This is a genomic window from Prauserella sp. PE36 (genome assembly GCF_003311655.1).
Classification (GTDB): domain Bacteria; phylum Actinomycetota; class Actinomycetes; order Mycobacteriales; family Pseudonocardiaceae; genus Prauserella_A; species Prauserella_A endophytica.
On the sequence record NZ_QEQT01000087.1, the window covers coordinates 230,582 to 251,936 of the forward strand.

General features: G+C 72.0%; 22 protein-coding genes. 15 read left to right on the top strand and 7 right to left on the bottom strand.

Annotated features, from left to right (window positions below):
* The 4 genes from DI005_RS26465 to DI005_RS26480 are packed head-to-tail and all read left to right on the top strand — an operon-like array spanning position 1 to position 3,410.
* Positions 1-1,143 carry an ArsA family ATPase gene (locus tag DI005_RS26465; protein ID WP_113643970.1) on the top strand — a complete coding sequence of 381 codons (1,143 nt, stop codon included), beginning with the start codon at positions 1-3 and terminating at the stop codon, positions 1,141-1,143.
* Positions 1,140-1,553: a hypothetical protein gene (locus DI005_RS26470; protein WP_112267148.1), complete on the top strand. Its 414-nt coding sequence runs from the start codon at positions 1,140-1,142 to the stop codon at positions 1,551-1,553. The genes DI005_RS26465 and DI005_RS26470 overlap by 4 nt, the downstream gene beginning before the upstream one ends.
* 9 nt (positions 1,554-1,562) lie before the next feature.
* Positions 1,563-2,519: an ROK family glucokinase gene (locus DI005_RS26475; protein WP_113643971.1), complete on the top strand. Its 957-nt coding sequence runs from the start codon at positions 1,563-1,565 to the stop codon at positions 2,517-2,519.
* Between the two features lie 9 nt (positions 2,520-2,528).
* Positions 2,529-3,410 carry an NUDIX domain-containing protein gene (locus DI005_RS26480; protein ID WP_113643972.1) on the top strand — a complete coding sequence of 294 codons (882 nt, stop codon included), beginning with the start codon at positions 2,529-2,531 and terminating at the stop codon, positions 3,408-3,410.
* 50 nt (positions 3,411-3,460) lie between these two features.
* Here the strand turns inward: DI005_RS26480 and DI005_RS26485 are convergent, their stop codons facing one another.
* The gene (locus tag DI005_RS26485) at positions 3,461-4,000 is read right to left on the bottom strand and encodes a hypothetical protein (protein WP_113643973.1); all 540 of its coding nucleotides are present in this window, start codon (positions 3,998-4,000) and stop codon (positions 3,461-3,463) included.
* Complete coding sequence (locus tag DI005_RS26490) at positions 3,997-4,758, bottom strand: carboxylesterase (RefSeq protein WP_113643974.1); 762 nt, start codon at positions 4,756-4,758, stop codon at positions 3,997-3,999. The genes DI005_RS26485 and DI005_RS26490 overlap by 4 nt, the downstream gene beginning before the upstream one ends.
* Before the next feature lie 186 nt (positions 4,759-4,944).
* Here DI005_RS26490 and DI005_RS26495 point away from each other — a divergent pair, with 186 nt between their 5' ends.
* Positions 4,945-5,706 carry a 1-acyl-sn-glycerol-3-phosphate acyltransferase gene (locus DI005_RS26495; protein ID WP_112267138.1) on the top strand — a complete coding sequence of 254 codons (762 nt, stop codon included), beginning with the start codon at positions 4,945-4,947 and terminating at the stop codon, positions 5,704-5,706.
* Between the two features lie 21 nt (positions 5,707-5,727).
* A complete protein-coding gene (locus DI005_RS26500; protein ID WP_112267136.1) occupies positions 5,728-6,231 on the top strand; it encodes a polyadenylate-specific 3'-exoribonuclease AS in 504 nt (167 codons plus the stop codon).
* Between the two features lie 62 nt (positions 6,232-6,293).
* Here the strand turns inward: DI005_RS26500 and DI005_RS26505 are convergent, their stop codons facing one another.
* On the bottom strand, positions 6,294-7,385 hold the full coding sequence (locus DI005_RS26505) for a 3-deoxy-7-phosphoheptulonate synthase (RefSeq protein ID WP_113643975.1): 1,092 nt from the start codon (positions 7,383-7,385) through the stop codon (positions 6,294-6,296).
* Between the two features lie 254 nt (positions 7,386-7,639).
* On the opposite strand from DI005_RS26505, the gene DI005_RS26510 reads away from it, so the two are divergent.
* A complete protein-coding gene (locus DI005_RS26510; protein ID WP_113643976.1) occupies positions 7,640-8,665 on the top strand; it encodes a 6-phosphofructokinase in 1,026 nt (341 codons plus the stop codon).
* Positions 8,666-8,689: 24 nt separating this feature from the next.
* On the opposite strand, the gene DI005_RS26515 is transcribed toward DI005_RS26510, so the two are convergent.
* On the bottom strand, positions 8,690-9,109 hold the full coding sequence (locus tag DI005_RS26515) for an iron chaperone (RefSeq protein ID WP_113643977.1): 420 nt from the start codon (positions 9,107-9,109) through the stop codon (positions 8,690-8,692).
* Positions 9,110-9,407: 298 nt separating this feature from the next.
* On the opposite strand from DI005_RS26515, the gene DI005_RS26520 reads away from it, so the two are divergent.
* The 3 genes from DI005_RS26520 to tesB all read left to right on the top strand — a co-directional run bounded on the left by DI005_RS26520 (position 9,408) and on the right by tesB (position 12,507).
* On the top strand, positions 9,408-10,073 hold the full coding sequence (locus DI005_RS26520) for a DUF2461 domain-containing protein (protein WP_113643978.1): 666 nt from the start codon (positions 9,408-9,410) through the stop codon (positions 10,071-10,073).
* Between the two features lie 66 nt (positions 10,074-10,139).
* On the top strand, positions 10,140-11,564 hold the full coding sequence (pyk, locus tag DI005_RS26525) for a pyruvate kinase (RefSeq protein WP_112267124.1): 1,425 nt from the start codon (positions 10,140-10,142) through the stop codon (positions 11,562-11,564).
* A 37-nt stretch (positions 11,565-11,601) separates the two neighbouring features.
* Positions 11,602-12,507 (top strand): acyl-CoA thioesterase II, encoded by a 906-nt coding sequence (gene tesB, locus DI005_RS26530; RefSeq protein ID WP_112267122.1) that lies wholly within the window; start codon positions 11,602-11,604, stop codon positions 12,505-12,507.
* A gap of 36 nt (positions 12,508-12,543) precedes the next feature.
* Here the strand turns inward: tesB and DI005_RS26535 are convergent, their stop codons facing one another.
* Positions 12,544-12,900 (bottom strand): hypothetical protein, encoded by a 357-nt coding sequence (locus DI005_RS26535; RefSeq protein WP_199543231.1) that lies wholly within the window; start codon positions 12,898-12,900, stop codon positions 12,544-12,546.
* Positions 12,901-13,089: 189 nt separating this feature from the next.
* Here DI005_RS26535 and DI005_RS26540 point away from each other — a divergent pair, with 189 nt between their 5' ends.
* The 4 genes from DI005_RS26540 to DI005_RS26555 all read left to right on the top strand — a co-directional run bounded on the left by DI005_RS26540 (position 13,090) and on the right by DI005_RS26555 (position 17,628).
* Positions 13,090-13,941 (top strand): helix-turn-helix transcriptional regulator, encoded by an 852-nt coding sequence (locus DI005_RS26540; protein WP_112267120.1) that lies wholly within the window; start codon positions 13,090-13,092, stop codon positions 13,939-13,941.
* Between the two features lie 33 nt (positions 13,942-13,974).
* Positions 13,975-14,184, top strand: a complete 210-nt coding sequence (locus DI005_RS26545; protein WP_113643979.1) for a DUF397 domain-containing protein — start codon at positions 13,975-13,977, stop codon at positions 14,182-14,184.
* A gap of 172 nt (positions 14,185-14,356) precedes the next feature.
* On the top strand, positions 14,357-14,563 hold the full coding sequence (locus DI005_RS26550; protein ID WP_112267116.1) for a hypothetical protein: 207 nt from the start codon (positions 14,357-14,359) through the stop codon (positions 14,561-14,563).
* Between the two features lie 59 nt (positions 14,564-14,622).
* A complete protein-coding gene (locus DI005_RS26555; RefSeq protein ID WP_113643980.1) occupies positions 14,623-17,628 on the top strand; it encodes a helix-turn-helix transcriptional regulator in 3,006 nt (1,001 codons plus the stop codon).
* Between the two features lie 179 nt (positions 17,629-17,807).
* Here the strand turns inward: DI005_RS26555 and DI005_RS26560 are convergent, their stop codons facing one another.
* On the bottom strand, positions 17,808-19,409 hold the full coding sequence (locus tag DI005_RS26560) for a succinic semialdehyde dehydrogenase (RefSeq protein WP_113643981.1): 1,602 nt from the start codon (positions 19,407-19,409) through the stop codon (positions 17,808-17,810).
* A 79-nt stretch (positions 19,410-19,488) separates the two neighbouring features.
* Positions 19,489-20,091, bottom strand: a complete 603-nt coding sequence (locus DI005_RS26565; protein ID WP_112267110.1) for a TetR/AcrR family transcriptional regulator — start codon at positions 20,089-20,091, stop codon at positions 19,489-19,491.
* Positions 20,092-20,223: 132 nt separating this feature from the next.
* Here DI005_RS26565 and DI005_RS26570 point away from each other — a divergent pair, with 132 nt between their 5' ends.
* Positions 20,224-21,351: an acyl-CoA dehydrogenase family protein gene (locus DI005_RS26570; protein ID WP_369973623.1), complete on the top strand. Its 1,128-nt coding sequence runs from the start codon at positions 20,224-20,226 to the stop codon at positions 21,349-21,351.
* Positions 21,352-21,355 lie beyond the last annotated feature (4 nt).

Here is a 21,355-nt window from a genome sequence, read left to right on the forward strand (position 1 = left end):
GTGCGGGTCCTGCTGTTCACGGGCAAGGGGGGCGTCGGCAAGACGACCCTCGCGGCGGCGACCGCCGCCGCGCTGGCGGGCCGGGGCAGCAAGACGCTCGTCGTCTCCACCGATCCCGCTCACTCGCTCGGCGACGCCTTCGGCGGCCCGCTGAGCGGCGAGCCCGCCGAGGTGGACACGTGCCTGCACGCCGCGCAGATCGACTCCCGGTCGCTCGTGGACAGCACCTGGCAGACCCTGCGGGCGCAGCTGCGTTCCGCACTCGTCACCGGCGCGGGCCTCGACAGCCTCGACGCCGAGGAGCTGACCGTGCTGCCCGGCGTCGACGAGCTGCTCGCGCTCACCGAGGTGCGGCGGCTCGCCGAGACGGGGCCGTGGGAGGCCGTGATCGTCGACTGCGGACCGACGGCGGAGACACTGCGGCTGCTCGCGCTTCCCGAGGCGGTCTCCGGGTACCTCACGCGGATGTACGGCTGGAAGACGCGGCTGTCCGGGCTCGCCAGGTCGGTCGAGCGGCTCGCCACCCACCTGGAGTCGCTGCGCACGCTGCTCACCGATCCGACGGTCACCAGCGTGCGGCTCGTGCTCACGCCCGAGCGCGTGGTGGTGGCCGAGACCCGCAGGACTCTGACCTCGCTCGCGCTGCGCGGCATCCGCGTCGACGGGTTGATCGCCAACCGGCTGATGCCCGCTCCCGGGCTGTGGCGCGGTGGCGCGGCGTCGTGGCTGCGTACGCGCAGGGCACAGCAGGAGGAGGTGCTCGCCGAGCTGGCGCGCTCCGTGCTCGGCGAGGGCATGCTGCGCTCGGTGGAGCACCGCGCCGCCGAGCCGGTGGGACTTGCGGCACTGCGCGAGATCGCCCACGAGCTCTACGGCGACGCCACGCCGCTCGCCGGCGCGGGGGACGGCCTCGCGCCGCTGCTGACGGTGTCGGAGACGGACACGGGGTACTCACTGCGGGTGGCGCTGCCGCTCACCAGGGACACCGTCGTCGACCTGGCCCGGATCGACGACGACCTGGCCATCACCGTGGACGGCTTCCGGCGGCTCGTCGCACTGCCCGAGGCGCTGCGGCAGTGCCGCATCGCCGACGCCGAGTCCGACTCCCGAGGGCTGCTGGTGCACCTGGAAGGACCTGAATGACGGGCAACGACGAAGGCGCCCGCCTTGCCGAGGAGATCCGGCTGCTCGTCGACCTGGTCATCGACCGAGCCGCCCCGTGGCTGGAGAGCGTGATCGCCGCCGGGCACGGAGACGCCGAGCAGGGAGAGCGGGGCGAGCACCCCGGCGGGCAGGGCGGCTGCACGTGGTGCCCGCTGTGCGCGGTCGTGGCCGTGGTGCGTGGTGAGCGGCCCGAGCTGGCCGCCCGCGTGCTGGAGCAGGCCGCGCAGCTCGTGGCACTGCTGCGCGCCGTGCTCGCGGATCGCTGGCAGCCGCAGGAGGGCGTGCACATGCCCGGCTTCCAGCCCGAGCCCAGGCCGGAGCCGCCCGGTGACGGCGCGGTCCGCGTCCAGCGTGTGGCCGTGCGCCAGCGCGAGCAGTGGGAGCAGTAGGAGTTCCGGATGCTGGCGATCGGCGTCGACGTCGGAGGCACGAGCGTGCGGGCCGGGGTCGTGGACGAGCAGGGCGCCCTGCTGGACACCGCGCGGACGGGCACGCCCAGCGGTGAGGTGGCGCTGGAGGACGCCGTCACCTCGGTGATCGAGGAGCTGCGCAACCGGCACGAGGTGGGCGCGGTCGGGCTCGCGGTCGCGGCGTTCGTGCGGCCGGACCGTCGCGGCGTGCTGTTCGCGCCGCACCTCGCCTGGCGCGCGGCCCCCGTCGGCGACCGCATCGCCAAGCGTGTCGGGCTGCCCGTGACCCTCGAACACGACGCCAACGCGGCGACCCTCGGCGAGCACCGCTTCGGCGCCGCGCGCGGCGCACGTGTGGTGACGCTCGTGGCGCTCGGTACCGGGATCGGCGCGGGGCTGCTGCTCGACGGCCGGATCTTCCGGGGCGCCCACGGCGTCGCGCCCGAGCTGGGGCACCTGTGCGTGGTGCCGGGCGGCAGGCCGTGCTCGTGCGGCAAGTACGGGTGCTGGGAGCGTTACTGCAGCGGCACCGCGCTCGCGGCGACGGCGATCGAGTTCCTCGCCCGCCACCCCGGCCGTTCCACCGTGCTGGCGAGGGAGATCGCCGGGGACCCCGGATCGGTCACGGGCCGGAGGGTCGCGGGAGCCGCGCGCGACGGCGACCCGGTGGCGCAGCTCGCGATGGCGGAGCTCGCCCGCTGGCTGGGGGAGGGCCTGGCGCTCGTCGCCGACGTCTACGACCCCGAGGTGATCGTGATCGGCGGCGGGGTTTCCCAGTCGGCTCCGCTGTTCCTCGACGAGGCGCGGGAGCACTACGCGCACGCCGTCACGGGCGCGGGGCACCGCCCGCTCGCCCGGATCAGGACGGCCCAGCTCGGCGACGAGGCCGCGATCGTCGGGTCCGCGACCCTCGCGAGGGAGGAAAGCGCCGGCCCGTATGACTAGGCTGGCGGAATGCTGCTCGGTGACGGCGACGGGTTCGTCAGCTGTGTGTGCGGGGAGCGGCACTGGGGGCTCCACGGCGCCGCCGGTCTGCTGCTGACCGACCCGCGGCGTGGTGTGCTGCTCCAGCACCGCGCGGGCTGGACCCACCACGGCGAGACCTGGGCGCTGCCGGGCGGGGCGATCCGCTCCGACGAGACGCCCGCGCAGGCGGCGACCAGGGAGACCGAGGAGGAGACCGCCGTGCCCGCCGGCTCCGTGCGGGTGCTCTCCGCACGTGCCGAGGACCACGGCACGTGGCGCTACACGACGGTGCTCGCCACGGTGCACGGCTCGGTGCGGCCCCGGGTCGCCAACGCCGAGAGCACGGCGCTGGACTGGGTCGACCCCGACGACGTTGAGCGCTACCCGCTGCACCGCAACTTCGCCGCCGCCTGGCCGAGCCTGCGCGCTCAGCTCGACCGCGAGCTCGTGCTCGTGGTCGACGCCGCCAACGTGATGGGCGCCCGTCCAGACGGCTGGTGGCGCGACCGGGCCGCCGCGGCCGGGCGCCTGCGCGACCGGCTCGCCCTGCTGGGCAGCTCCGGCGTCGAGGCCACCGACCTCGATCTGGACCACGACGGCCTGTGGGTCTGGTGGCCCAGGATCGTGCTGGTCGTGGAAGGCCAGGCGAGGCAGACGGCTGCGGTCGACGCGGTGGAGGTCGTCTCCGCCGAGCACGACGGCGACAGCGCGATCGTGGCGACCACGGCGGCGTTGCTGCGCGATCGGCCCCGTGACCATGTCCTGGTGGTGACCGCCGACCGGCTGCTGAGGGACCGGGTTCGCGCGGAAGGCGCCGGGGTGATCGGCCCCTCGGCGCTGTGGACCCTGCTCGACACCTGCGCGGTGTAGCGCTTCGTGGGGACCTGAGCCCTCCGTCGAGCGTCGCGGATTCGCGACTACTAGACCTGGGCGCCGTTGGACGGGTCGGCCCCGTCGGGCGGGCCCTGCTTCACGCGCAGCAGCAGCAACGCGATGCCGGTGGCCAGTGCGAGCATGCCGAGCGGCGTGCCCAGCGTGCTCGTCAGCCCGATGAGCTGGGGAGCGATGAGTAGCAGCAGGCCCACCACGAAGAACAGCAGCACCACGAACGCGCCCTTGCGCGGTCTCGGCAGCGGCGGCGGCTCCGGCGGGACGTAGTGCTCGTCGTCGTCGTCGCCGGCCGGGTCGGGACCGAGCATGGTCTCGTCCCAGTGCGAGCCGCTGTCGCGCCAGCCCGTGCCCGCGGGCGCGGGATCCTCCGTGGCGGGACGGCGTGGCTCGGGCTCCGGCTTTGACTCCGGCCGGGGATCGGCCTCGGTCGCCTGCCGGGAGTCTCTGCGTTCGGGTTCGGGGTCGCTCACGGCCTCCACGCCGAAGCCCTCGGCGCGCAGGTCCGCGATGATCTCCTCGAAGGTCGCGTCCACGTCCTCCGGGCCGTCGGAGCCACCAGCTCTGTTCACCGGGCACCCACCTGCCTGACCGTCCGTACGAACTCGGCGCTGCGTTCGAAGATCAACGGGGCGTCGTTGTCGAGCGTCGCCACGTGGTAGCTGTCGCGCAGCAGCACCTCCTCGAATTCGGTGCTGCGCACCCCCTCGGCGATGACCCTCGAGTTCACCGGCTCCACGATGTGGTCAACGACCGAGTGCATGAGGAGAAGCGGCTGGGTCACCCTGGGCAGGTCCTGCCGCACGATCTTCCACAGCCGGCTCAGGCTCTCCGTCGCCTTCACGGGCGTGCGCGCGTACGCCAGCTCGGTGACGCCCGGCTTCGCGATGTCGCCACCGAGCCCCTTGACCGAGGGCAGCACCCGCGCCAGCAGGGGCAGCAGCCTCGCGTCCTTCCGCAACGTCAGCACGGACGGGTTGACGAGCGCGAGCCCCGCCACGGCGTCGCCGCGCTGCTGGGCCAGCCGCAGCGCGAGCGTGCCGCCCATCGACAGGCCGAACACGAACACCGACTCGCAGATCCCCGTGAGTTCGGTGAGCTCGGCGTCGACACAGCCGTACCAGTCGGGCCAGCGGGTGCGGTTGCACTCCTGCCACGTGGTCCCGTGCCCCGGCAGCAGGGGGCAGCGGACGGTGAAGCCCTGCTCCGCGAGATACTCGCACCAGGGACGCATGCTCGCCGGGGAGCCGGTGAAACCGTGGCACAGGAGCACGCCGACCTCGGTCGAGTCGGTGTGCGAGAACGGCTCCGCGCCGGCGAGCACAGGCATGCCCGATCGCCCTCCCGTCGAGCTTCGTGGTCCCATGTTCGCACGCGCGGCGGCGGCTGTGGGGCACCGGCCTGGCTGTGAGATCTGTCGCGGGGATCGAGCAAGCGGGTGTCCGCTGTTGTGCCTCGCCAGCGCGGGTTCGTAGGCTGCAGAGCGGCCGGGTTTCGTGGAGGAGGGCTTGACGCGGTGCTGTATCGCCTCATGAAGTACGTGCTGCTCGGGCCGCTGCTGCGGCTCTTCTGGCCGACCAAGGTCACCGGCCTGGAGAACATCCCCGAGACCGGCGGCGCGATTCTGGCGAGCAATCACCTCGCGGTCGCCGACTCGTTCTTCATGCCGCTCTACGTTTCCCGCCGCGTCACGTTCCCCGCCAAGCAGGAGTACTTCACCGAGCCCGGGCTCAAGGGCAGGTTCAAGAAGTGGTTCTTCACCGGCGTCGGCCAGTTCCCGATCGACCGCTCCGGCGGCTCGGCGGCGCAGGCCGCGCTCGACACGGCGATCCGGCTGCTGCGGGAGGGCCGCCTGCTTGGCATCTACCCGGAGGGCACGCGGTCCCCGGACGCCAGGCTCTACAAGGGCAAGACGGGTGTCGCGCGCATCGCGCTGGAGGCGCGCGTGCCGGTGATCCCGGTCGCGATGGTCGGCACCGAGTCCGTGAACCCCATCGGCTCGAAGATGTGGCGGCCGCGCAGGCTGGAGATCCGCTTCGGCAAGCCGCTGGACTTCTCCCGCTACGAGGGCCTCTCCGGCGACCGCTTCGTCGAGCGCTCGATCACCGACGAGATCATGTACGCGCTCATGGAGCTGTCGGGTCAGGAGTACGTGGACATCTACGCCGCGAAGGCCAAGGAACTGCTCGCCGCCGAGGCCGCCGGGGTGCGGCCCGCGGTCCCGCTGCAGCCCGACGCCCGTGACGCCGCCCGGCTCCCGCAGAGCAAGGCAGGCTGAGCGGTCGAGTACCGTGCTGCGGTGCGATTCTTCTACGACACCGAGTTCATCGAGGACGGCGTGACGATCGACCTGGTGTCGATCGGTGTCGTGGACACCTCCGGCCGTGAGTTCTACGCCGTGTCCACCGAGTTCGACCCCGGCAAGGCCGGTCCGTGGGTGCGGGAGAACGTGCTCGACAAGCTGCCCTCGCCTGGCGACCCGGCCTGGCGGAGCCGGGAGCGCATCCGTACCGACCTGCTCGAGTTCCTCGGCTCCCCGCCCGGCGGCATCGAGCTGTGGGCGTGGTTCGCCGCGTACGACCACGTGGCGCTCGCCCAGCTGTGGGGACCGATGCCCGCCTTGCCCCGGCAGCTGCCCCGGTTCACCCGCGATCTCCGGCAGCGCTGGGAGGACGTCGGCAAGCCGCGGCTGCCCTCGCCGCCCGCGGACGCGCACGACGCGCTCGCCGACGCGCGGCACAACCTCGAACGCTGGCGCGTCATCGAGGAGGTCCGCCGCCGCAAGGGCTTCCCCGCCGCCTGACCGCCCCCAAGGCCACCTTTGTTGCGTTCAACGCAACGAAGGTGGCCTTGGGGGCCCGTTGGTCAGCGGGCTCGGACGGCGGCGGCGAGGTCGTCGAGGAGGGTCGCCGTCGTGTCCCAGTCGACGCAGGCGTCGGTGATGCTCTGCCCGTAGGCCAGCTCGTCCGCCTTGCCGAGGGTGAGGTCCTGGCGCCCGCCCTCGAGGAAGCTCTCCAGCATCAGCCCGGTGATCCCGCGTTCCCCGGCGCCGATCCGCCCGGCCAGCTCGCTCACCACACCGGCCTGCCGGTGGTGGTCCTTGCCGCTGTTGCCGTGGCTGGCGTCGATGAGCACCCGCTCGGGCAGGCCGGCCTTGCGCAGGCGGGCGAGCGTGTCGGCGACGGTCTCGGCGTCGTGGTTCGGGCCCGCGCTGCTGCCGCGCAGGATGACGTGGCAGTCCGGGTTGCCCGCCGTGGTGAACAGCGCCGCCAGCCCGTCGGAGTTGATGCCGGGGAACACGTGGCTCGCCGCGGCCGCGCGTGTGGCGTCGACGGCGACCTGCACGTCGCCCTCGGTCGAGTTCTTGATCCCCACCGGCATCGACAGCGCGCTGCACAGCTGGCGGTGCACCTGGCTGGCCGCGGTCCGCGCGCCGATCGAGCCCCAGCTCACGGTGTCGGAGATGAACTGCGGCGTGATCGGGTCGAGGAACTCGCAGCCCACGGGAAGTCCCAGCGCGGAGACGTCGAGCAGCAGCTGCCGGGCCAGGCGCAGGCCCTTGTTCACCGCGAAGCTGCCGTCGAGATCGGGGTCGTTGATGAGGCCCTTCCAGCCCAGCGTGGTCCTCGGCTTCTCGAAGTACACCCGCATCACGATGTGCAGCTGGTCGCGGACCTTCTCGGCGTGCTCGGCCAGCCTGCGGGCGTAGTCGAGCGCGGCGTCGGGGTCGTGCACGGAGCACGGCCCCGCCACGACGAGCAGCCGGTCGTCGCGGCCGTCGAGGATGTCGACGGTGTCGGCACGGCCCTGCGCGACGGTCTTGGCGACCGCGGCGTCCATCGGGTGCTCCTCGCGCAGCAGGGCGGGCGACAGCAGCGGGCTGACGTGCGTGGTCCGCTGCGCGTCCAGCTGCTGAAGCGGGTCGGTGGTGTCCGCGGGAGCTGCGGTGAGTGACATCGGGAGGCTTCCTTTCCGCAAGCCGTCCCGCGTCCCGAGCCGGCTTGGCGTCCGGCTCGAGGTGGTTGTGGTCAGCGCACGGCGTCGCCGACCGACCCACCCGGGGCCGGCCTGCTAAACCAGAAATAGCGCTGCACGGCCGTGACTGTAACAGACGACCGACGCACCTGCACCGATCAAGACCCGTGCCGCTAGGCTGGCCGCGCAAAGTGTGACGCAGAACAAACGCAGGACGAACGCGGAGGTTTGAACTGATGCGAGTCGGTGTGCTGACCGGCGGCGGGGATTGCCCCGGGCTCAACGCGGTCATCCGTGCGGTCGTGCTCAAGGGCATCGACGTGCACGGCTGGGAGTTCGTCGGCTTCCGCAACGGGTGGCGGGGACCGCTCACCGGGGAGGGCCGGCCGCTGGGCCGCGACGACGTCGAGGGCATCCTCACCCGGGGCGGCACGATCCTCGGCTCCTCGCGGACCAACCCGTACAAGGAGGAGAACGGCACCGAGCGTATCAAGGCGGTGCTCGCCGAGCAGGGCGTGGACGCGCTCGTCGCGATCGGCGGCGAGGACACCCTCGGCGTCGCGAAGCGGCTCACCGACGAGGGCGTCAACGTCGTCGGCGTGCCCAAGACGATCGACAACGACCTCGGCGCCACCGACTACACGTTCGGCTTCGACACCGCCGTGCACATCGCGACCGAGGCGATCGATCGCCTGCACACCACCGCCGAGTCGCACCACCGCGCGCTCGTCGTCGAGGTCATGGGCCGCCACGCCGGCTGGATCGCCCTGCATTCCGGTCTTGCCGGCGGCGCGAGCGTGATACTCATGCCGGAGCGGCCGTTCTCGGTCGACCAGGTCGTGCGGTGGGTGGAGCGCCGGTTCGAGCGCGAGTACGCGCCGATCATCGTCGTCGCCGAGGGCGCGCTGCCCGAGGGCGGGGGGGAAGTGCTGCAGAGCGGCGAGAAGGACGCCTTCGGGCACGTCCGGCTCGGCGGTGTCGGCACGTGGCTCGCCGAGGAGATCGCCGAGCGCACCGGCAAGGAGTCGCGCGCCGTCGTGCTCGGGCACGTTCAGCGGGGCGGGACGCCCACGGCGTACGACCGCGTGCTCGCCACGCGCTTCGGCCTGCACGCGGTGGACGCCGTCGCCGACGGAGACTTCGGCGTGATGGTGGCCTTGCGTGGCACCGACATCGTGCGCGTCAAGCTCGCCGAGGCGACCGCCGAGCTCAAGACGGTGCCGCCCGAGCGCTACGCCGAGGCCGAGGTCTTCTTCGGCTGAGCGGACGCGGACCGCTGACGGGTCTCAGTCGCCCGTCAGCGGGTACGGCGGATCGGCGGCGGCCCTCCGGACGATCTCGGCCAGCACTCCGCTGTCCACATCGGACAGTCGCTTGAAACGGATGCAGCTCTTGCCGATCGAGGCCTTGGGCAGCCGGTCCCGGTAGGACTCCGCGAGGTAGCCGTCACCGGTCACGGCGGTGATGTAGAACGAGATGTAGTTCTTGTTGCTCGCGATGGACACCAGCGCCCAGTCGCCTTCCCGGCCGGAGGCGTAGCGGTAGTGGTAGGTGCCGTAGCCGGGCATGCCGAACGCCATCGTGGGCACCAGTTCCGGCGCGGCGGCCCGGACGAGCTCGTGGAGTGCGCGCACGTCAGCACGACGCGGCTCGGGCAGCCCGTCGATGTACTCGTCGTGGGTCGCGGCCTTGCGCTTGCCCTCCATCGCGTCACTGTAGCCCGGCCACGATCGCCCGATGCCACACCGAACCCGCGAGGCGCTCGTCGACGCCGCCGCCCGGCTGCTCGACGAGGGTGGCGCGAGGTCGGCCGGGAACGTCCCGCGCGGCGACGCGCCACTATGCCGGCTGGGCCCGCGCGCACCCGGAGCGGTTCAAGCTCGTCTTCGGCCGCCGGCACGGCGACGACCTCCCCGAGCTGGGTGCCGCTGCGTAGACCGCGCAGGCGCGGTTGGTGGACGACCTGTTCGAGCACCTCAGAAGCCGAGTTCTAGGGTTGGCCCCATGCGGTTCGGGGGTTTCGGCGAGTACGCCATCGACTTCTACGACGGCCTGGTGGTCGACAACTCCAAGACGTACTGGGACGCGAACCTGGAGACGTACAAGGCCGACGTGCGCGCCCCGATGGAGGCGCTGCTCGCCGAGCTGGCGCCCGAGTTCGGCGCCGGGTTCGGCGAGGGCAAGGTGTTCCGGCCCTACCGCGACGTCCGGTTCGCCAAGGACAAGAGCCCGTACAAGACCCACTGCGGCGCGGTGATCGAGCAGGGCCGGGGCGGCGGGGCCTACTACGTCGAGGTGGGACCCGACGGGCTGCGGGTCGGCGGCGGCTGTTTCCACCTCGCCCCCGACCAGCTCGCCCGGTTCCGGCAGGCCGTCGACACCGAGATCCACGGAGCGGCGCTGGCCACGATCCTCGGGAAGCTGCGCAGGGCGGGCTGGGAGATCGCGGGCGACCGCATGAAGACCAAGCCGAGAGGGTTCGACGCCGACCATCCCCGCCTCGACCTGCTGCGGCACCGCTCGCTCTACGCCGTGCGCGTCTGGGACCCGGACGACACGCTGCACCAGCGGGAATGCCTCGATCGCGTACGAAAGGCGTGGCGGCAGCTTCGGCCGTTCAACGAGTGGGCGAGGGACCGCGTGGGGGCCAGCGAGCTGCCCCGGCGGTGAACCGTTCCTTAACGATCACGGGATCGGTAAAGACGTACGGGCGGCGAGGGACTAGGCTTTCCGGGTGTGAGCCGACGAGCGAAGATCGTATGTACCCTCGGCCCGGCGACGGCGACGGCGGAGAAGGTCCGTGCGCTCGTCGAGGCGGGCATGGATGTCGCACGGATGAACTTCAGCCATGGCAGCCATGGCGACCACAAGGAGGTCTACGACCTCATCCGTGCCGCGGCGGCCGACACCGGCCGCGCCGTGGGCATCCTCGCCGACCTGCAGGGCCCCAAGATCCGGCTCGGCACTTTCGCGGGTGGTCCGGTCGAGTGGCGCACCGGCGACAAGGTCCGCATCACCGTCGAGGACGTGGCCGGGACCCACGAACGCGTGTCCACGACCTACAAGGGCCTCGCCAAGGATGCCAGGCCGGGTGACCGGCTGCTGGTCGATGACGGCAAGGTCGGGCTGGTCGTCGAGTCCGTCGACGGCCCTGACGTGATCTGCGAGGTCACCGAGGGCGGCCAGGTCAGCAACAACAAGGGCGTGTCCCTGCCCGGCATGGACGTGTCGGTGCCCGCGCTGTCCGACAAGGACCTCGAGGACCTCGAGTTCGCGCTCCAGCTCGGCGTCGACTTCGTCGCGCTGTCGTTCGTGCGCTCGCCCGCCGACATCGACCTCGTGCACCAGGTGATGGACCGCGTCGGCAAGGGCCGGGTCCCGGTGATCGCCAAGCTGGAGAAGCCCGAGGCCGTCTACAACCTCGAGGCGATCGTGCTCGCGTTCGACGGGCTGATGGTCGCGCGTGGCGACCTCGGCGTCGAGCTGCCGCTCGAGCAGGTGCCGCTGGTGCAGAAGCGCGCGATCCAGATCGCCCGCGAGAACGCCAAGCCGGTGATCGTCGCGACGCAGATGCTGGACTCGATGATCAACAACTCGCGCCCGACGCGTGCGGAGGCGTCCGACGTCGCCAACGCGGTGCTCGACGGCGCCGACGCGGTGATGCTCTCCGGCGAGACCAGCGTGGGCCGCTACCCGATCGAGACGGTCGAGACGATGAGCCGCATCGTCGAGGCCGTTGAGGCCGACCTGCCCTCCGTGCCGCCGCTGAGCCACGTGCCGAGGACCAAGCGAGGGGTGATCTCGTACGCCGCCCGCGACATCGGCGAGCGGCTCAACGCCAAGGCGCTGGTCGCGTTCACGCAGTCGGGCGACACCGTGCGCAGGCTCGCGCGGCTGCACACGCGGCTGCCGCTGCTGGCGTTCACGCCGCTGGAGAGCGTGCGCAGCCAGCTGGCGATGACGTGGGGCACCACGGCGCGGATCGTGCCGCACGCCGACTCGACGGACCGGATGATCCAGCAGGTCGACCACGCGATGCTCGAGACCGGCAGGTATCAGACGGGCGACCTCGTGGTGATCGTCGCGGGCTCGCCGCCCGGCACGGTCGGCTCGACCAACCTGATCCGTGTGCACCGTCTCGGTGAGGACGACCACGCCTGAGGGGCGAGGTCGTCGCGGAGCGTGTTGAATTCCGGGCATGACTGAGCTGGCGAGGGCGGCCGCGTCGGGGCTGGACGGCGACGCGGGCCAAGGCGGGCAGGTGGTGCTCGACCGGCTGGTGGGCCTGCTGGACCTGGAGAAGATCGAGGAGAACATCTTCCGCGGCGTGAGCCCGCCCCACTCGCCGACGCGCGTGTTCGGCGGGCAGGTCGCGGGCCAGGCGCTGGTCGCCGCGGGGCGGACGGTGCCGGAGGAGCGCAAGGTGCACTCGCTGCACGCGTACTTCATCCGGCCCGGCGATCCGAAGGTGCCGATCGTCTACGAGGTCGACCGCATCCGTGACGGTCGGTCGTTCACCACGCGACGCGTGGTGGCTGTCCAGCACGGCAAGGCGATCTTCGCGCTGTCGGCATCCTTCCAGCTCGAGGAGGAGGGCGTCGAGCACGGCGAGGAGATGCCCGACGTGCCGGATCCCGAGTCGCTGCCGACGCTGACGGAACGAACCCGGGACTACGCGGGCAGGCTCGGACTGCGTGCCCAGCCGAGGCCCATCGACCTCCGCTACGTCAACGATCCGCCGTGGGTCACCAGGGAGAGCGGCGACCGGCCCGCGCGTAACCAGGTGTGGATGCGAGCCGACGGCACGCTGCCCGACAACCAGCTGCTGCACGTGTGCGTGCTGACCTACGCCTCCGACATGACGCTGCTGGACTCCGTGCTGGCCAGCCACGGCGTGTACTGGGATCTGGACCGGGTGCTCGGCGCGAGCCTCGACCACGCGCTGTGGTTCCACCGGCCGTTCCGGGCCGACGAGTGGTTCCTCTACGACAGCGCCTCGCCGGCCGCGTCCGGTGCCCGGGGCCTGGCCACCGGCCGGTTCTTCTCCCGCGACGGCAGGCACCTCGCCACCGTGGTCCAGGAAGGCCTCATCCGGATCCTCTGAGGTCCCGGTGGCCGCGGTGGCCGGATCCCCGGCCGGTCAGCTCGCGGCGTCCAGTGCGGCGCGTCCGCGCCGGTGGTGGCGGGCGGGGTCCGGTGCCTTGCTCGTCGCCTCTTCGATGTCGGGGCCGAGTGCGAGGTGGGCGGCGAGGTAGGCGCGGCACGGCAGGGTGCCGCGGCGGCGGGTGAAGAACCGGGGCCGCCTGCCGTGGCAGACCGCGCAGTGGCCGGTGGCGTCGGGGCGGTGTTCGGAGAGCACGGACCGTAGGGCCGCGATGAGCAGGGCGTTCTGCTGCCGGCACGATCCGGTGCCCGTGGTCACGGAACGGGTGATGTCGTCGAGCTTGCGGTGCACGCTCGCCTGCAGCGGGTTGACGATGGGGTCGCGCCCGGGCACGTGGGTCTCCTGTGTTTCATTGCATGGAACACTCTAACCACCAACGGCAAGAGCATACCGGGTAGTCCTGCAATTTGCAGTCCATCGATCGGGCAGTGTTTCCGGCCCTGGCCGTGGTCAATGCGTCACCCGGTACGGAAGCTGCTGGTTAGATGTCGATCGGGGACCGAGTGGACCGGAGGTGAAGCCATGACCCGAGGGCAGGGCCCGACCGTTCGCAGGCGCAGGCTGGCGAGCGAGCTACGGCGGCTCCGGGAGGCGGCCGACCTGACGATCGACGAGGTGGGCGAGAAGCTCGAGTGCTCGGCCTCGAAGGTGAGCCGGATCGAGACGGGCCACGTCGGGGTCACGCCGCGCGACGCGCGCGACATGCTCGAGCTGTACGGCGTGCGCGGCGACGAGCAGGAGGCGCTGGTCCAGCTCGCCAGGGAGGCCCGCAAACGTGGCTGGTGGCACGCCTACAACGAGGTGTTCACCGGTACCTTCGTCGGACTCGAGGCCGATGCCAGCTCGCTGCGCGCCTTTCAGGCGTTGCTCGTCCCCGGCCTGCTGCAGACCCGGCGCTACGCGCACGCGGTGATCAGGGCGATGCGCCCGGACGCCGAGGACACCGAGATCGGTCGAAGGGTCGCCGCGAGGATGGAGCGGCAGCAGCTGCTGCGGGATCCGCACCCGCCCGAGTACTGGGCCGTGATCGACGAAGCGGTGCTGCACCGGGAGGTCGGCGGCACCGAGGTGATGGCGGAGCAACTGGCCCGGCTCCTCGAGGTCGCGCAGCTGCCACATGTCACCATTCAGGTGGTTCCTTTCAACGCCGGTGCCCACCCCGGAATGGAGGGTCCCTTTCTTATTCTCGGCTTTCCTGAGCAGGCCGATCACGACGTCGTGTACGTCGACAGCACCAGCACGGGGCTCTATCTCGAACTCGAGGCCGACGTGCGCCGTTATGCACTCATGTTCGATCATTTGCGAGCCGCCGCGCTCAAGCCGGACGACTCGATCCAGGTGATCGTGGACGCCGGACGGCGGTACGACACCTGAGAGAGAAGCCTTCACGAGCTAAGGAGTGGGGAAATGGGGACCAAGGTCGACATTCCCGGTCTGGAATGGCGGAAGAGCACGCACAGCGGTGGCGGCAACGACTGCGTCGAGGTCGCCTTCACACCCGACGGCACGGCACTGCGCGACTCGAAGAACCCCGCCGCTGGGCTGCTGACGCTGCCCTCCGCAGGCTGGGACGCCCTGCTCAGCGCCGCGCGTTCCGGTGAGCTGAACCTGCGCTGACCACAGTCTTCCGCCGTCCTCCGACCCCTTACCCCGGCTCCCGCGTCTCGCGGGCGGGGGTAAGGGGTCGCTGAGTCTCCGGGCCGCCCTTCCGACGTGAACGCCTGATGCCGCTGCGTCCGCCTCAGGACGAACCTCGTCCTCACCACAGAGGAACGAGGAGTTGAGAGGGATGGCGAGGATGCCGGGGGACTGGGCGTGGGACGCCGTGAGGGCCGAGGTCGCCTACCGACAGGACGAGCTGCGCAAGGCGGGTCGGGGTGCGGCCGCCGCCCGCAGGCGCCGCTGGGGCCGGGCGGTCCCGGAACCGCGGATTCCCGAGCAGCGTGCCGGGGAGTACGACGCGGGCGGGCCCGAGGTGCTGCGCCGCGCGAGCTGAGCCGGGGCGTCATGCTCTGCGCGAAAACCATGGCGGGAATGTCGGTGGGGTACGGGACAATGCTTCTCGTGCCCCGCCTTGGTTCCGGAATTCCGCTCGTGGGCCGCGCCGACGAGCTTGCGCGCCTGCGCGGCGCGGTCGCGCGCGCCGAGCGGTCGGAGGCCTCGGCGGTGCTGGTCGCCGGTGACGCCGGGGTCGGCAAGACCCGGTTGCTCGCCGAGCTCTCCGCCGACGCGCACGACCGGGGTGCGCTGGTGCTGACGGGCCGGTGCCTCGACGTCAGGGAGGGCGGTCTGCCCTACCTCCCGTTCGCCGAGGCGCTGGCTCCGCTCGCCACCACCGACGACGACGTGATCGCCGCCGCCGTGCGCGCGCGGCCCGCGCTCGCCCGCCTGCTGCCGCTCGTGGCGGGCGAGCCGGAGGCAGGCCCCGACTTCGCGCAACTGTCCGCGCCCGACGTCCACGTGCGGCCCCGGCTGCCCGCGGACCTCGACCTCGGGCAGCTGCAGCTGTTCGACGCCGTGCTCGGCGTGCTCACCGAGGTCGCCGGGCACCGCACCGTCGTGCTGGTGCTGGAGGACCTGCACTGGGCCGACGGCGCCACGCGCAACCTGCTGTCGTTCCTGGCTTCGCGGTTGCGGTCGCAGCGCCTGCTCGTGATCGGCAGCTACCGCGAGGAGGACGTCTACCGCACGCATCCGCTGCGCGCGCTGCTCGTGGAGCTGGTGCGCCTGCCGACCGTCGAACGCGTGGACCTACGGCCCTTCGTCGAGGCGGAGGCACGGGCTTTCGTCGAGGCGCTGGCCGAGGAGCCGCTCACGGCGGAGACAGTGGCCGACCTGGTCGCCCGCTCGGAGGGCAACCCGTTCTTCGCCGAGGAACTGCTGGCCTCGTGCGCCAGTGGCGACGACGTGCCCGCGGGTCTCGCCGAGCTGCTGCTCGCGCGGCTGGAGCGGCTCGCCCCCGACACCCGCCGCGTGCTGCGTGCGGTCGCCGTCGCCAGCGACGCCGTGTCGCACGCCGCGCTGGCCGAGGTGTCGGGGCTCGGGGAGCTGGAGCTGGACGAGTCGTTGCGCGAGGCCGTCCAGCACCACGTGCTGGTGATCGAGCGGGGCTTCTACCAGTTCCGGCACGCGCTCCTGCAGGAAGCCGTCTACGGTGACCTGCTGCCCGGCGAGCGGACCCGCATGCACGCCGCGTACGCGGCCAGGATCCGGGCGACCCCGCAGGGCCGCGGGCACGAGGCCAAGCTCGCCTACCACAGCTTGCGAAGCAAGGACTTCCGCACGGCACTGACCGCGCTGGTGCAGGCCGCCGACGAGGCAGAGCGGCTCGGCGCGCCCGGCACGGCCCTGCGGCACATCGAGCAGGCGCTGGAGATCTGGGACGCCGTGCCGGACAGCGGCAGGCCGGAGGGCTACGACGAGCTGCGGCTGCTGCAGGAGGCCGCGCACTACGCGGGCGTGTCCGGCGATCCGGAGCGCGCGATCGCGTTCGCGCGCTCGGCCGTGCAGACGCTCTCGCCCGATCTCGACCGGGCCCGTTCCGCGATGGCGTGGCGCAGGCTCGCGGAGTCGTTGCTGAGCCTGGACAGCACGTGCGACGAGGCTCCAAGGGCGATCGAGCGAGCGTGGGAACTGGTCGCCGACGGCGAGCCGAGCCGGGCGAGGGCGTGGGTGCTCGCCACGCGCGCGCAGATCCTGCGGGGCCAGCAGCGGCTCGACGAGGCGTGGTGGAGCGCCGAAACCGCCGTGGCCGACGCCCGCGCGGCCGGGGTCGGCGGTGCGGAGGCCTCGGCACTGGTGACGCTCGGTGCGCTGGCCGACTCGGCGGCGCGCGTGGAGGAGGCCCGGCAGCGGCTCGTGGAGGCCGTGCGCAAGGCGCGTGCGGCGGGCGCGCTCCACGTCGAGCTGCGGGCGCTGTACTACCACGCCCTCAGCCACGACGACCAGGGCGAGATCCCGGCCGCGCTCGACCTGTACCGGCAGGCGATCGAACGGGCCGAGGAGACGGGGCTGACCTGGAGCTCCTTCGGGATCGGCTCCCGGGTGCGCTACGTCGCCCTGCGCTACACCAGCGGCGACTGGCCCGAGGACCGCGGTGAGCGCCCCAATTCCTCGGTGTCCAGCACCGCCACCACGATCATGAACACCGCGTGGGTCCACCTGCTGGTGGCGAGGGGCCGCTTCGCCGAGGCCGAGCGGCTGATGCCCGAGCTGCGGAGCCAGCTCCGCTCCGACCTCTGGATCGCGCTGGCGGCCAGCTCGGGCGGGATCGAGCTGGCGTACTGGCAGGGCGAGTACGAGGAGGCCGTGCGCCGGTGCCGCGAGGGCATCGGCTGGCTGGACGAGCTGTCCCCGAGGGCGATCGGCGGCATCCGCGTCGGCGCGCTGGGCATCGAGGCCGCCGCCGCGTGGGCGGCCGCGGCCCGACTCCGCGCCGACGTCGCCGCGGCGGGCGCCGCGGTATCGGCGGGGGAGGAGCTGCTGGCCCACGTCCGCGACTGCGCCGAGCGCGGCCGCCCGCGCACGGACACGCTCGGCCCTGAGGGGCAGGCATGGCTCGCGAGGGCCGAGGCGGCGGCGAGTGGCCTGACCGGGCCCGCCGATCCGGCGCTGTGGGCCAAGGCGGCCAAGGGGTTCGGCTACGGCGCCGTGTACGAGCAGGCGATCTGCCGGCTGCACCACGCCGACGCGCTGCTGGCAGCAGGGGACACCGGGCTCGCCGCGCAGGAGCTGGGCGAGGCGCATGCGCTGGCCGAGCGGCTCAGCGCCGTGCCGTTGCGCACGGCCGCACGGGCGCTCGCGAAACGGGGGCGGATCGCGCTGCCAGGCCTGGCGCCGCCGAGGGAGACCGTCGACCTGCTCACCGAGCGGGAACGCTCGGTGCTCGAACGGGTCGCCCTCGGCCGCACCAACCGCCAGGTCGGCGAGGAGCTCTTCATCAGCGAGAAGACGGTGAGCGTGCACCTGTCGAGGGCGATGGCGAAGCTCGGCGCGAGCAGACGCGCCGAAGCCGTCGCCATCGCCTACGACAAGGGCCTGCTGACCAAGGCGGCGCAGTAACCGCAGGTACCGACCCCCTCCGCAGTCGAGTCCACCTGCCTGCTGCAAAGGCCACCTTCACCGCGTGGAATCGGGAACAGCGGCGCACAGCGCCTCCGTCTCGGCGGTGGGGGAGACGGGCGGGCGCAGGCAAGGTGGCCTTCACTGCGAACGCGGCGGTGCTCCCGTCACGCGCACGCTCAGCGCCCCGGCAGGTGCCGCAGGGCCTTCATGCCCGCCGTCATCGCCTTGGTCCACAGGGCCGGCGGCAGGCCGCGCGGCGGGCGCAGCCGCAGGCCCCGCTGCACGGCGATCGCCTGCGCCTCGGTGTACTTGAGCAGGCCCTCTGCGCCGTTGCGCCGGCCGACGCCGGAGTCCTTCATACCGCCCATCGGAACGCCGACCGTGCCGAACGTGGCCGCGTAGCCCTCGTTGACGTTGACCGTGCCCGCCTTCAGCCGTGCGGCGACGTCCCAGCCGCGGCGCGCGTCCCGCGTCCACACGCTCGCGTTGAGCCCGAACGGCGTGTCGTTGGCGCGCTCCACCGCATCGTCCACTTCGGAGTAGCCGTAGACCGACACGACCGGGCCGAAGGTCTCCTCGGCGAACAGCCTGGCGCGTTCGGTGACACCCGTGAGGATCGTGGGCTCGTAGAACAGCGGCCCGAGATCCGGCCGGGGCCGCCCGCCGGTGACCACGGTGGCCCCGGTGGCCCGCGCATCGTCCACATGCGACGACACGGCGGCCAGCTGTTCCCGCGACGTCAGGGAACCCATGCCCGCGGTGTAGTCCAGCGCGGCCCCGAGCCGCAGCGCCTCGGTGCGCGCGGCGAACTCCCGGACGAACTCCTCGCGGATGCTCTCGTGGACGTAGATGCGTTCCACCGAAACGCACAGCTGTCCGGCCGAGGCGAAGCACGCGGTGACCGCGCCGGCCGCCGCCTTGCGGACGTCGGCGTCGGGCAGCACGATCATCGGGTTCTTGCCGCCCAGTTCGAGCGAGTAGCCGGTGAGCCGCGTGGCGATGCGGCCCGCGAGGTCCTTGCCCGTCGGGGTGGAGCCGGTGAAGCAGACGTAGTCGGACTCCTCGACGATCGCGTCGCCGATCCGCGAGCCCCTGCCGAGGACGATCTGCCAGGCGTCCACGGGCAGGCCGGCCCGCTCGGCGAGTTCGTGCAGCCACAGCGCGGACAGCGCCGTCTGGTTGTCCGGCTTCTGGACGACGGCGTTGCCGGCCACGAGCGCGGGCAGTACGTCCATCGCAGTGAGCGCGAGCGGGTAGTTCCAGGGCGAGATGATCCCGACCACGCCCTTGGGGTGGCGCACCTCGCCCGCCTTGGTCAGCACCGGCAGCGCGCCCGGCGCCCGCCTCGGGGCGAGCAGGCGCGCGGCATGCCTGCCGTAATGGTCTGCGACGAGCGCGGTGGCGCTGACCTCGTCGAAGGCGTCGAGCCGGGCCTTGCCCGCCTCCACCTGCACCAGGTCCAGCGCCTCGTCCTGGTGCCGGAGCACGAGTTCGTGCAAACGGAGCAGCACCCGGGCGCGCTCGGCGGCCGGCCGGGCGGCCCACGTGCGCTGGGCGTGGCGCGCCTTGGCGAACACGGCGCGGGTGTCGGCGTCGGTGGCCTGCGGCAGGACCGCCGTGGTCAGGCCGGTGAAGGGGGCCTTCATCTCGACCGGCGCCGAGTCCTCACCCCCGGCGACGCGGTTGACCAGTGTGGTGGCCCTGCTCGCGGGCGGGGCGCCGGCCACCCCGCCGATCGTGCCCGGCAGCTGTGTGCGTGCGGGAACGGTGCTCGTCATGGCGCCTCCGTTAGCGACGTTGTTACCGACGAGTACAACATACCGTGAGTATGGCCGCCAGTGCCCGTGCTGTGAACCCTCAACCTGCGAGGTGGGCCACGGCGATGCGCTTCCACTCGTCGAGCAGCTGCTTGCGGCGATGCGGGTCACCGCCGAGCTCGGCGTCGAGGGCGAGCCCCCTGGTGATGTTCACGGTCAGCCAGTACAGCGTCTCCACCTTCTCTCTCGGCAGGTCGCCGGAGAGGGTCGCGATCTGTTCCAGCGTCGAGCGGCCCAGCGCGCGGTCGACGGGGCGCATCGCCGCGCGCAGCTCGGGATCGGTGCGCGCGGCGATCCACAGCTCCATGGCGGCTGTGGCGAGCGTGCCGGAGTAGGAGTCCCACAGCAGGTCGACGGCGGCGGCGATCCGCTCCGGCCCTTCGGGCAGCCTGCCGATCTCGGGCTCGCGCTGCTCCTTGAGCCGGTTGGTGAGGTGCTCCACCGCGGCGGCCATGAGCTCGGCCTTCGCCGCGAAGTGGTGCTGGAAGGCGCCCTTGGACACGCCGGCCCGCGCGCAGATCTCCTGCATGGAGGTGCGCGGGTAGCCCAGCTCGACGAGGCAGTCGATCGTGGCGTCGAGCAGCGCCGTCCTGGTCTGCTCGCGCCGTTCGGCCTGCGTGCGGTGTCCCCGTGCCGTGGTCACGCCGCCCCCTTTACCCGTCCGCCGGACGCATGTACATTCCGGTCAGAACTTACATTCCAACTGGATTGTTTTCCAGTCATCGGGGATCAGGAGGGCAGGCCCGTGCCGCTGAACATCCAGAGAAGCTCGTGGATGACCGAGGATCTCGACGACTTCCGGCAGCTCGCGAAGACCTTCTGCCAGAAAGAGCTGACGCCGAACCAGGAGCGCTGGATCGCGGCGAAGCAGGTCGACCGCGAGCTGTGGACCAAGGCCGGTGAGGTCGGCCTGCTCGCACTGTCCATTCCGGAGGAGTACGGCGGTGGCGGCGGCACGTTCGCCCACGAGGCCGTGCTGTACGAGGAGCAGGCGCGCAGCGGCGACGGCGGCTGGGGCGTGTCCGTCCACAACGGAATCGTCGCGCACTACCTCCTCGCGTACGCCTCCGAGGAGAAGAAGAAGGAGTGGCTGCCGAAGTTCGCCAGCGGCGAGTACGTTGGCGCCATCGGCATGACCGAGCCGGGCACCGGGTCGGACCTGCAGGGCATCAAGACCCGCGCCGTACGCCAGGGCGACGAGTACGTCATCAACGGCGCCAAGACGTTCATCACCAACGGGGCCCACGCCGACCTCGTGGTGCTGGCCGTCAGGACCGACCCCGACCCCGAGGCGGGTGCCAAGGGCCTCTCCCTGATCGCCGTGCCCACCGACACCCCCGGCTTCCGCCGCGGCCGCGTGCTCGACAAGGTGGGTTTGCGCGGGCAGGACACCGCCGAGCTGTTCTTCGACGACGTCCGCGTGCCCGCCACGAACCTGCTCGGCGACGAGGAGGGGCAGGGCTTCATCCAGCTGATGCAGCAGCTGCCACAGGAGCGGCTGATCATCGCGGTCACCGCGGTGGCGGGCATGGAAGCCGCCGTGGAGCAGACGCTGGCCTACACCAAGGAGCGCACGGCGTTCGGTCGGCCCGTCTTCGGTTTCCAGAACACGAAGTTCAAGCTCGCCGAGGCCGCCACCGAGGCCGCCGTGGCGCGCGCGTTCCTCGACCAGTGCATCGAGCGGCACCTGAAGGGCGAGCTGGACGTGCAGGGCGCGGCCATGGCGAAGTTGTGGACCACCGAGCGTGTCAACAAGGTGGTCGACGACTGCGTGCAGCTCTTCGGCGGCTACGGCTACATGATGGAGTACCCGATCGCGCGAGCCTGGGCCGATGTCCGCATCTCGCGGATCTTCGGTGGCACCAGCGAGATCATGAAGGACATCATCTCTCGCACGCTCTGAAAGG

What these genes read in the sequence shown, in the direction of transcription:
- DI005_RS26555 (WP_113643980.1), top strand. Translation starts at nt 14,623, where the DNA reads ATGCTTCTCGTGCCCCGCCTTGGTTCCGGAATTCCGCTCGTGGGCCGC.
- DI005_RS26475 (WP_113643971.1), top strand. Translation starts at nt 1,563, where the DNA reads ATGCTGGCGATCGGCGTCGACGTCGGAGGCACGAGCGTGCGGGCCGGG.
- DI005_RS26545 (WP_113643979.1), top strand. Translation starts at nt 13,975, where the DNA reads ATGGGGACCAAGGTCGACATTCCCGGTCTGGAATGGCGGAAGAGCACG.
- DI005_RS26480 (WP_113643972.1), top strand. Translation starts at nt 2,529, where the DNA reads ATGCTGCTCGGTGACGGCGACGGGTTCGTCAGCTGTGTGTGCGGGGAG.
- DI005_RS26505 (WP_113643975.1), bottom strand. Translation starts at nt 7,385, where the DNA reads ATGTCACTCACCGCAGCTCCCGCGGACACCACCGACCCGCTTCAGCAG.
- DI005_RS26560 (WP_113643981.1), bottom strand. Translation starts at nt 19,409, where the DNA reads ATGACGAGCACCGTTCCCGCACGCACACAGCTGCCGGGCACGATCGGC.
- DI005_RS26520 (WP_113643978.1), top strand. Translation starts at nt 9,408, where the DNA reads ATGCGGTTCGGGGGTTTCGGCGAGTACGCCATCGACTTCTACGACGGC.
- DI005_RS26540 (WP_112267120.1), top strand. Translation starts at nt 13,090, where the DNA reads ATGACCCGAGGGCAGGGCCCGACCGTTCGCAGGCGCAGGCTGGCGAGC.
- DI005_RS26510 (WP_113643976.1), top strand. Translation starts at nt 7,640, where the DNA reads ATGCGAGTCGGTGTGCTGACCGGCGGCGGGGATTGCCCCGGGCTCAAC.
- DI005_RS26470 (WP_112267148.1), top strand. Translation starts at nt 1,140, where the DNA reads ATGACGGGCAACGACGAAGGCGCCCGCCTTGCCGAGGAGATCCGGCTG.
- DI005_RS26570 (WP_369973623.1), top strand. Translation starts at nt 20,224, where the DNA reads ATGACCGAGGATCTCGACGACTTCCGGCAGCTCGCGAAGACCTTCTGC.
- DI005_RS26515 (WP_113643977.1), bottom strand. Translation starts at nt 9,109, where the DNA reads ATGGAGGGCAAGCGCAAGGCCGCGACCCACGACGAGTACATCGACGGG.
- tesB (WP_112267122.1), top strand. Translation starts at nt 11,602, where the DNA reads ATGACTGAGCTGGCGAGGGCGGCCGCGTCGGGGCTGGACGGCGACGCG.
- DI005_RS26550 (WP_112267116.1), top strand. Translation starts at nt 14,357, where the DNA reads ATGGCGAGGATGCCGGGGGACTGGGCGTGGGACGCCGTGAGGGCCGAG.
- DI005_RS26490 (WP_113643974.1), bottom strand. Translation starts at nt 4,758, where the DNA reads ATGCCTGTGCTCGCCGGCGCGGAGCCGTTCTCGCACACCGACTCGACC.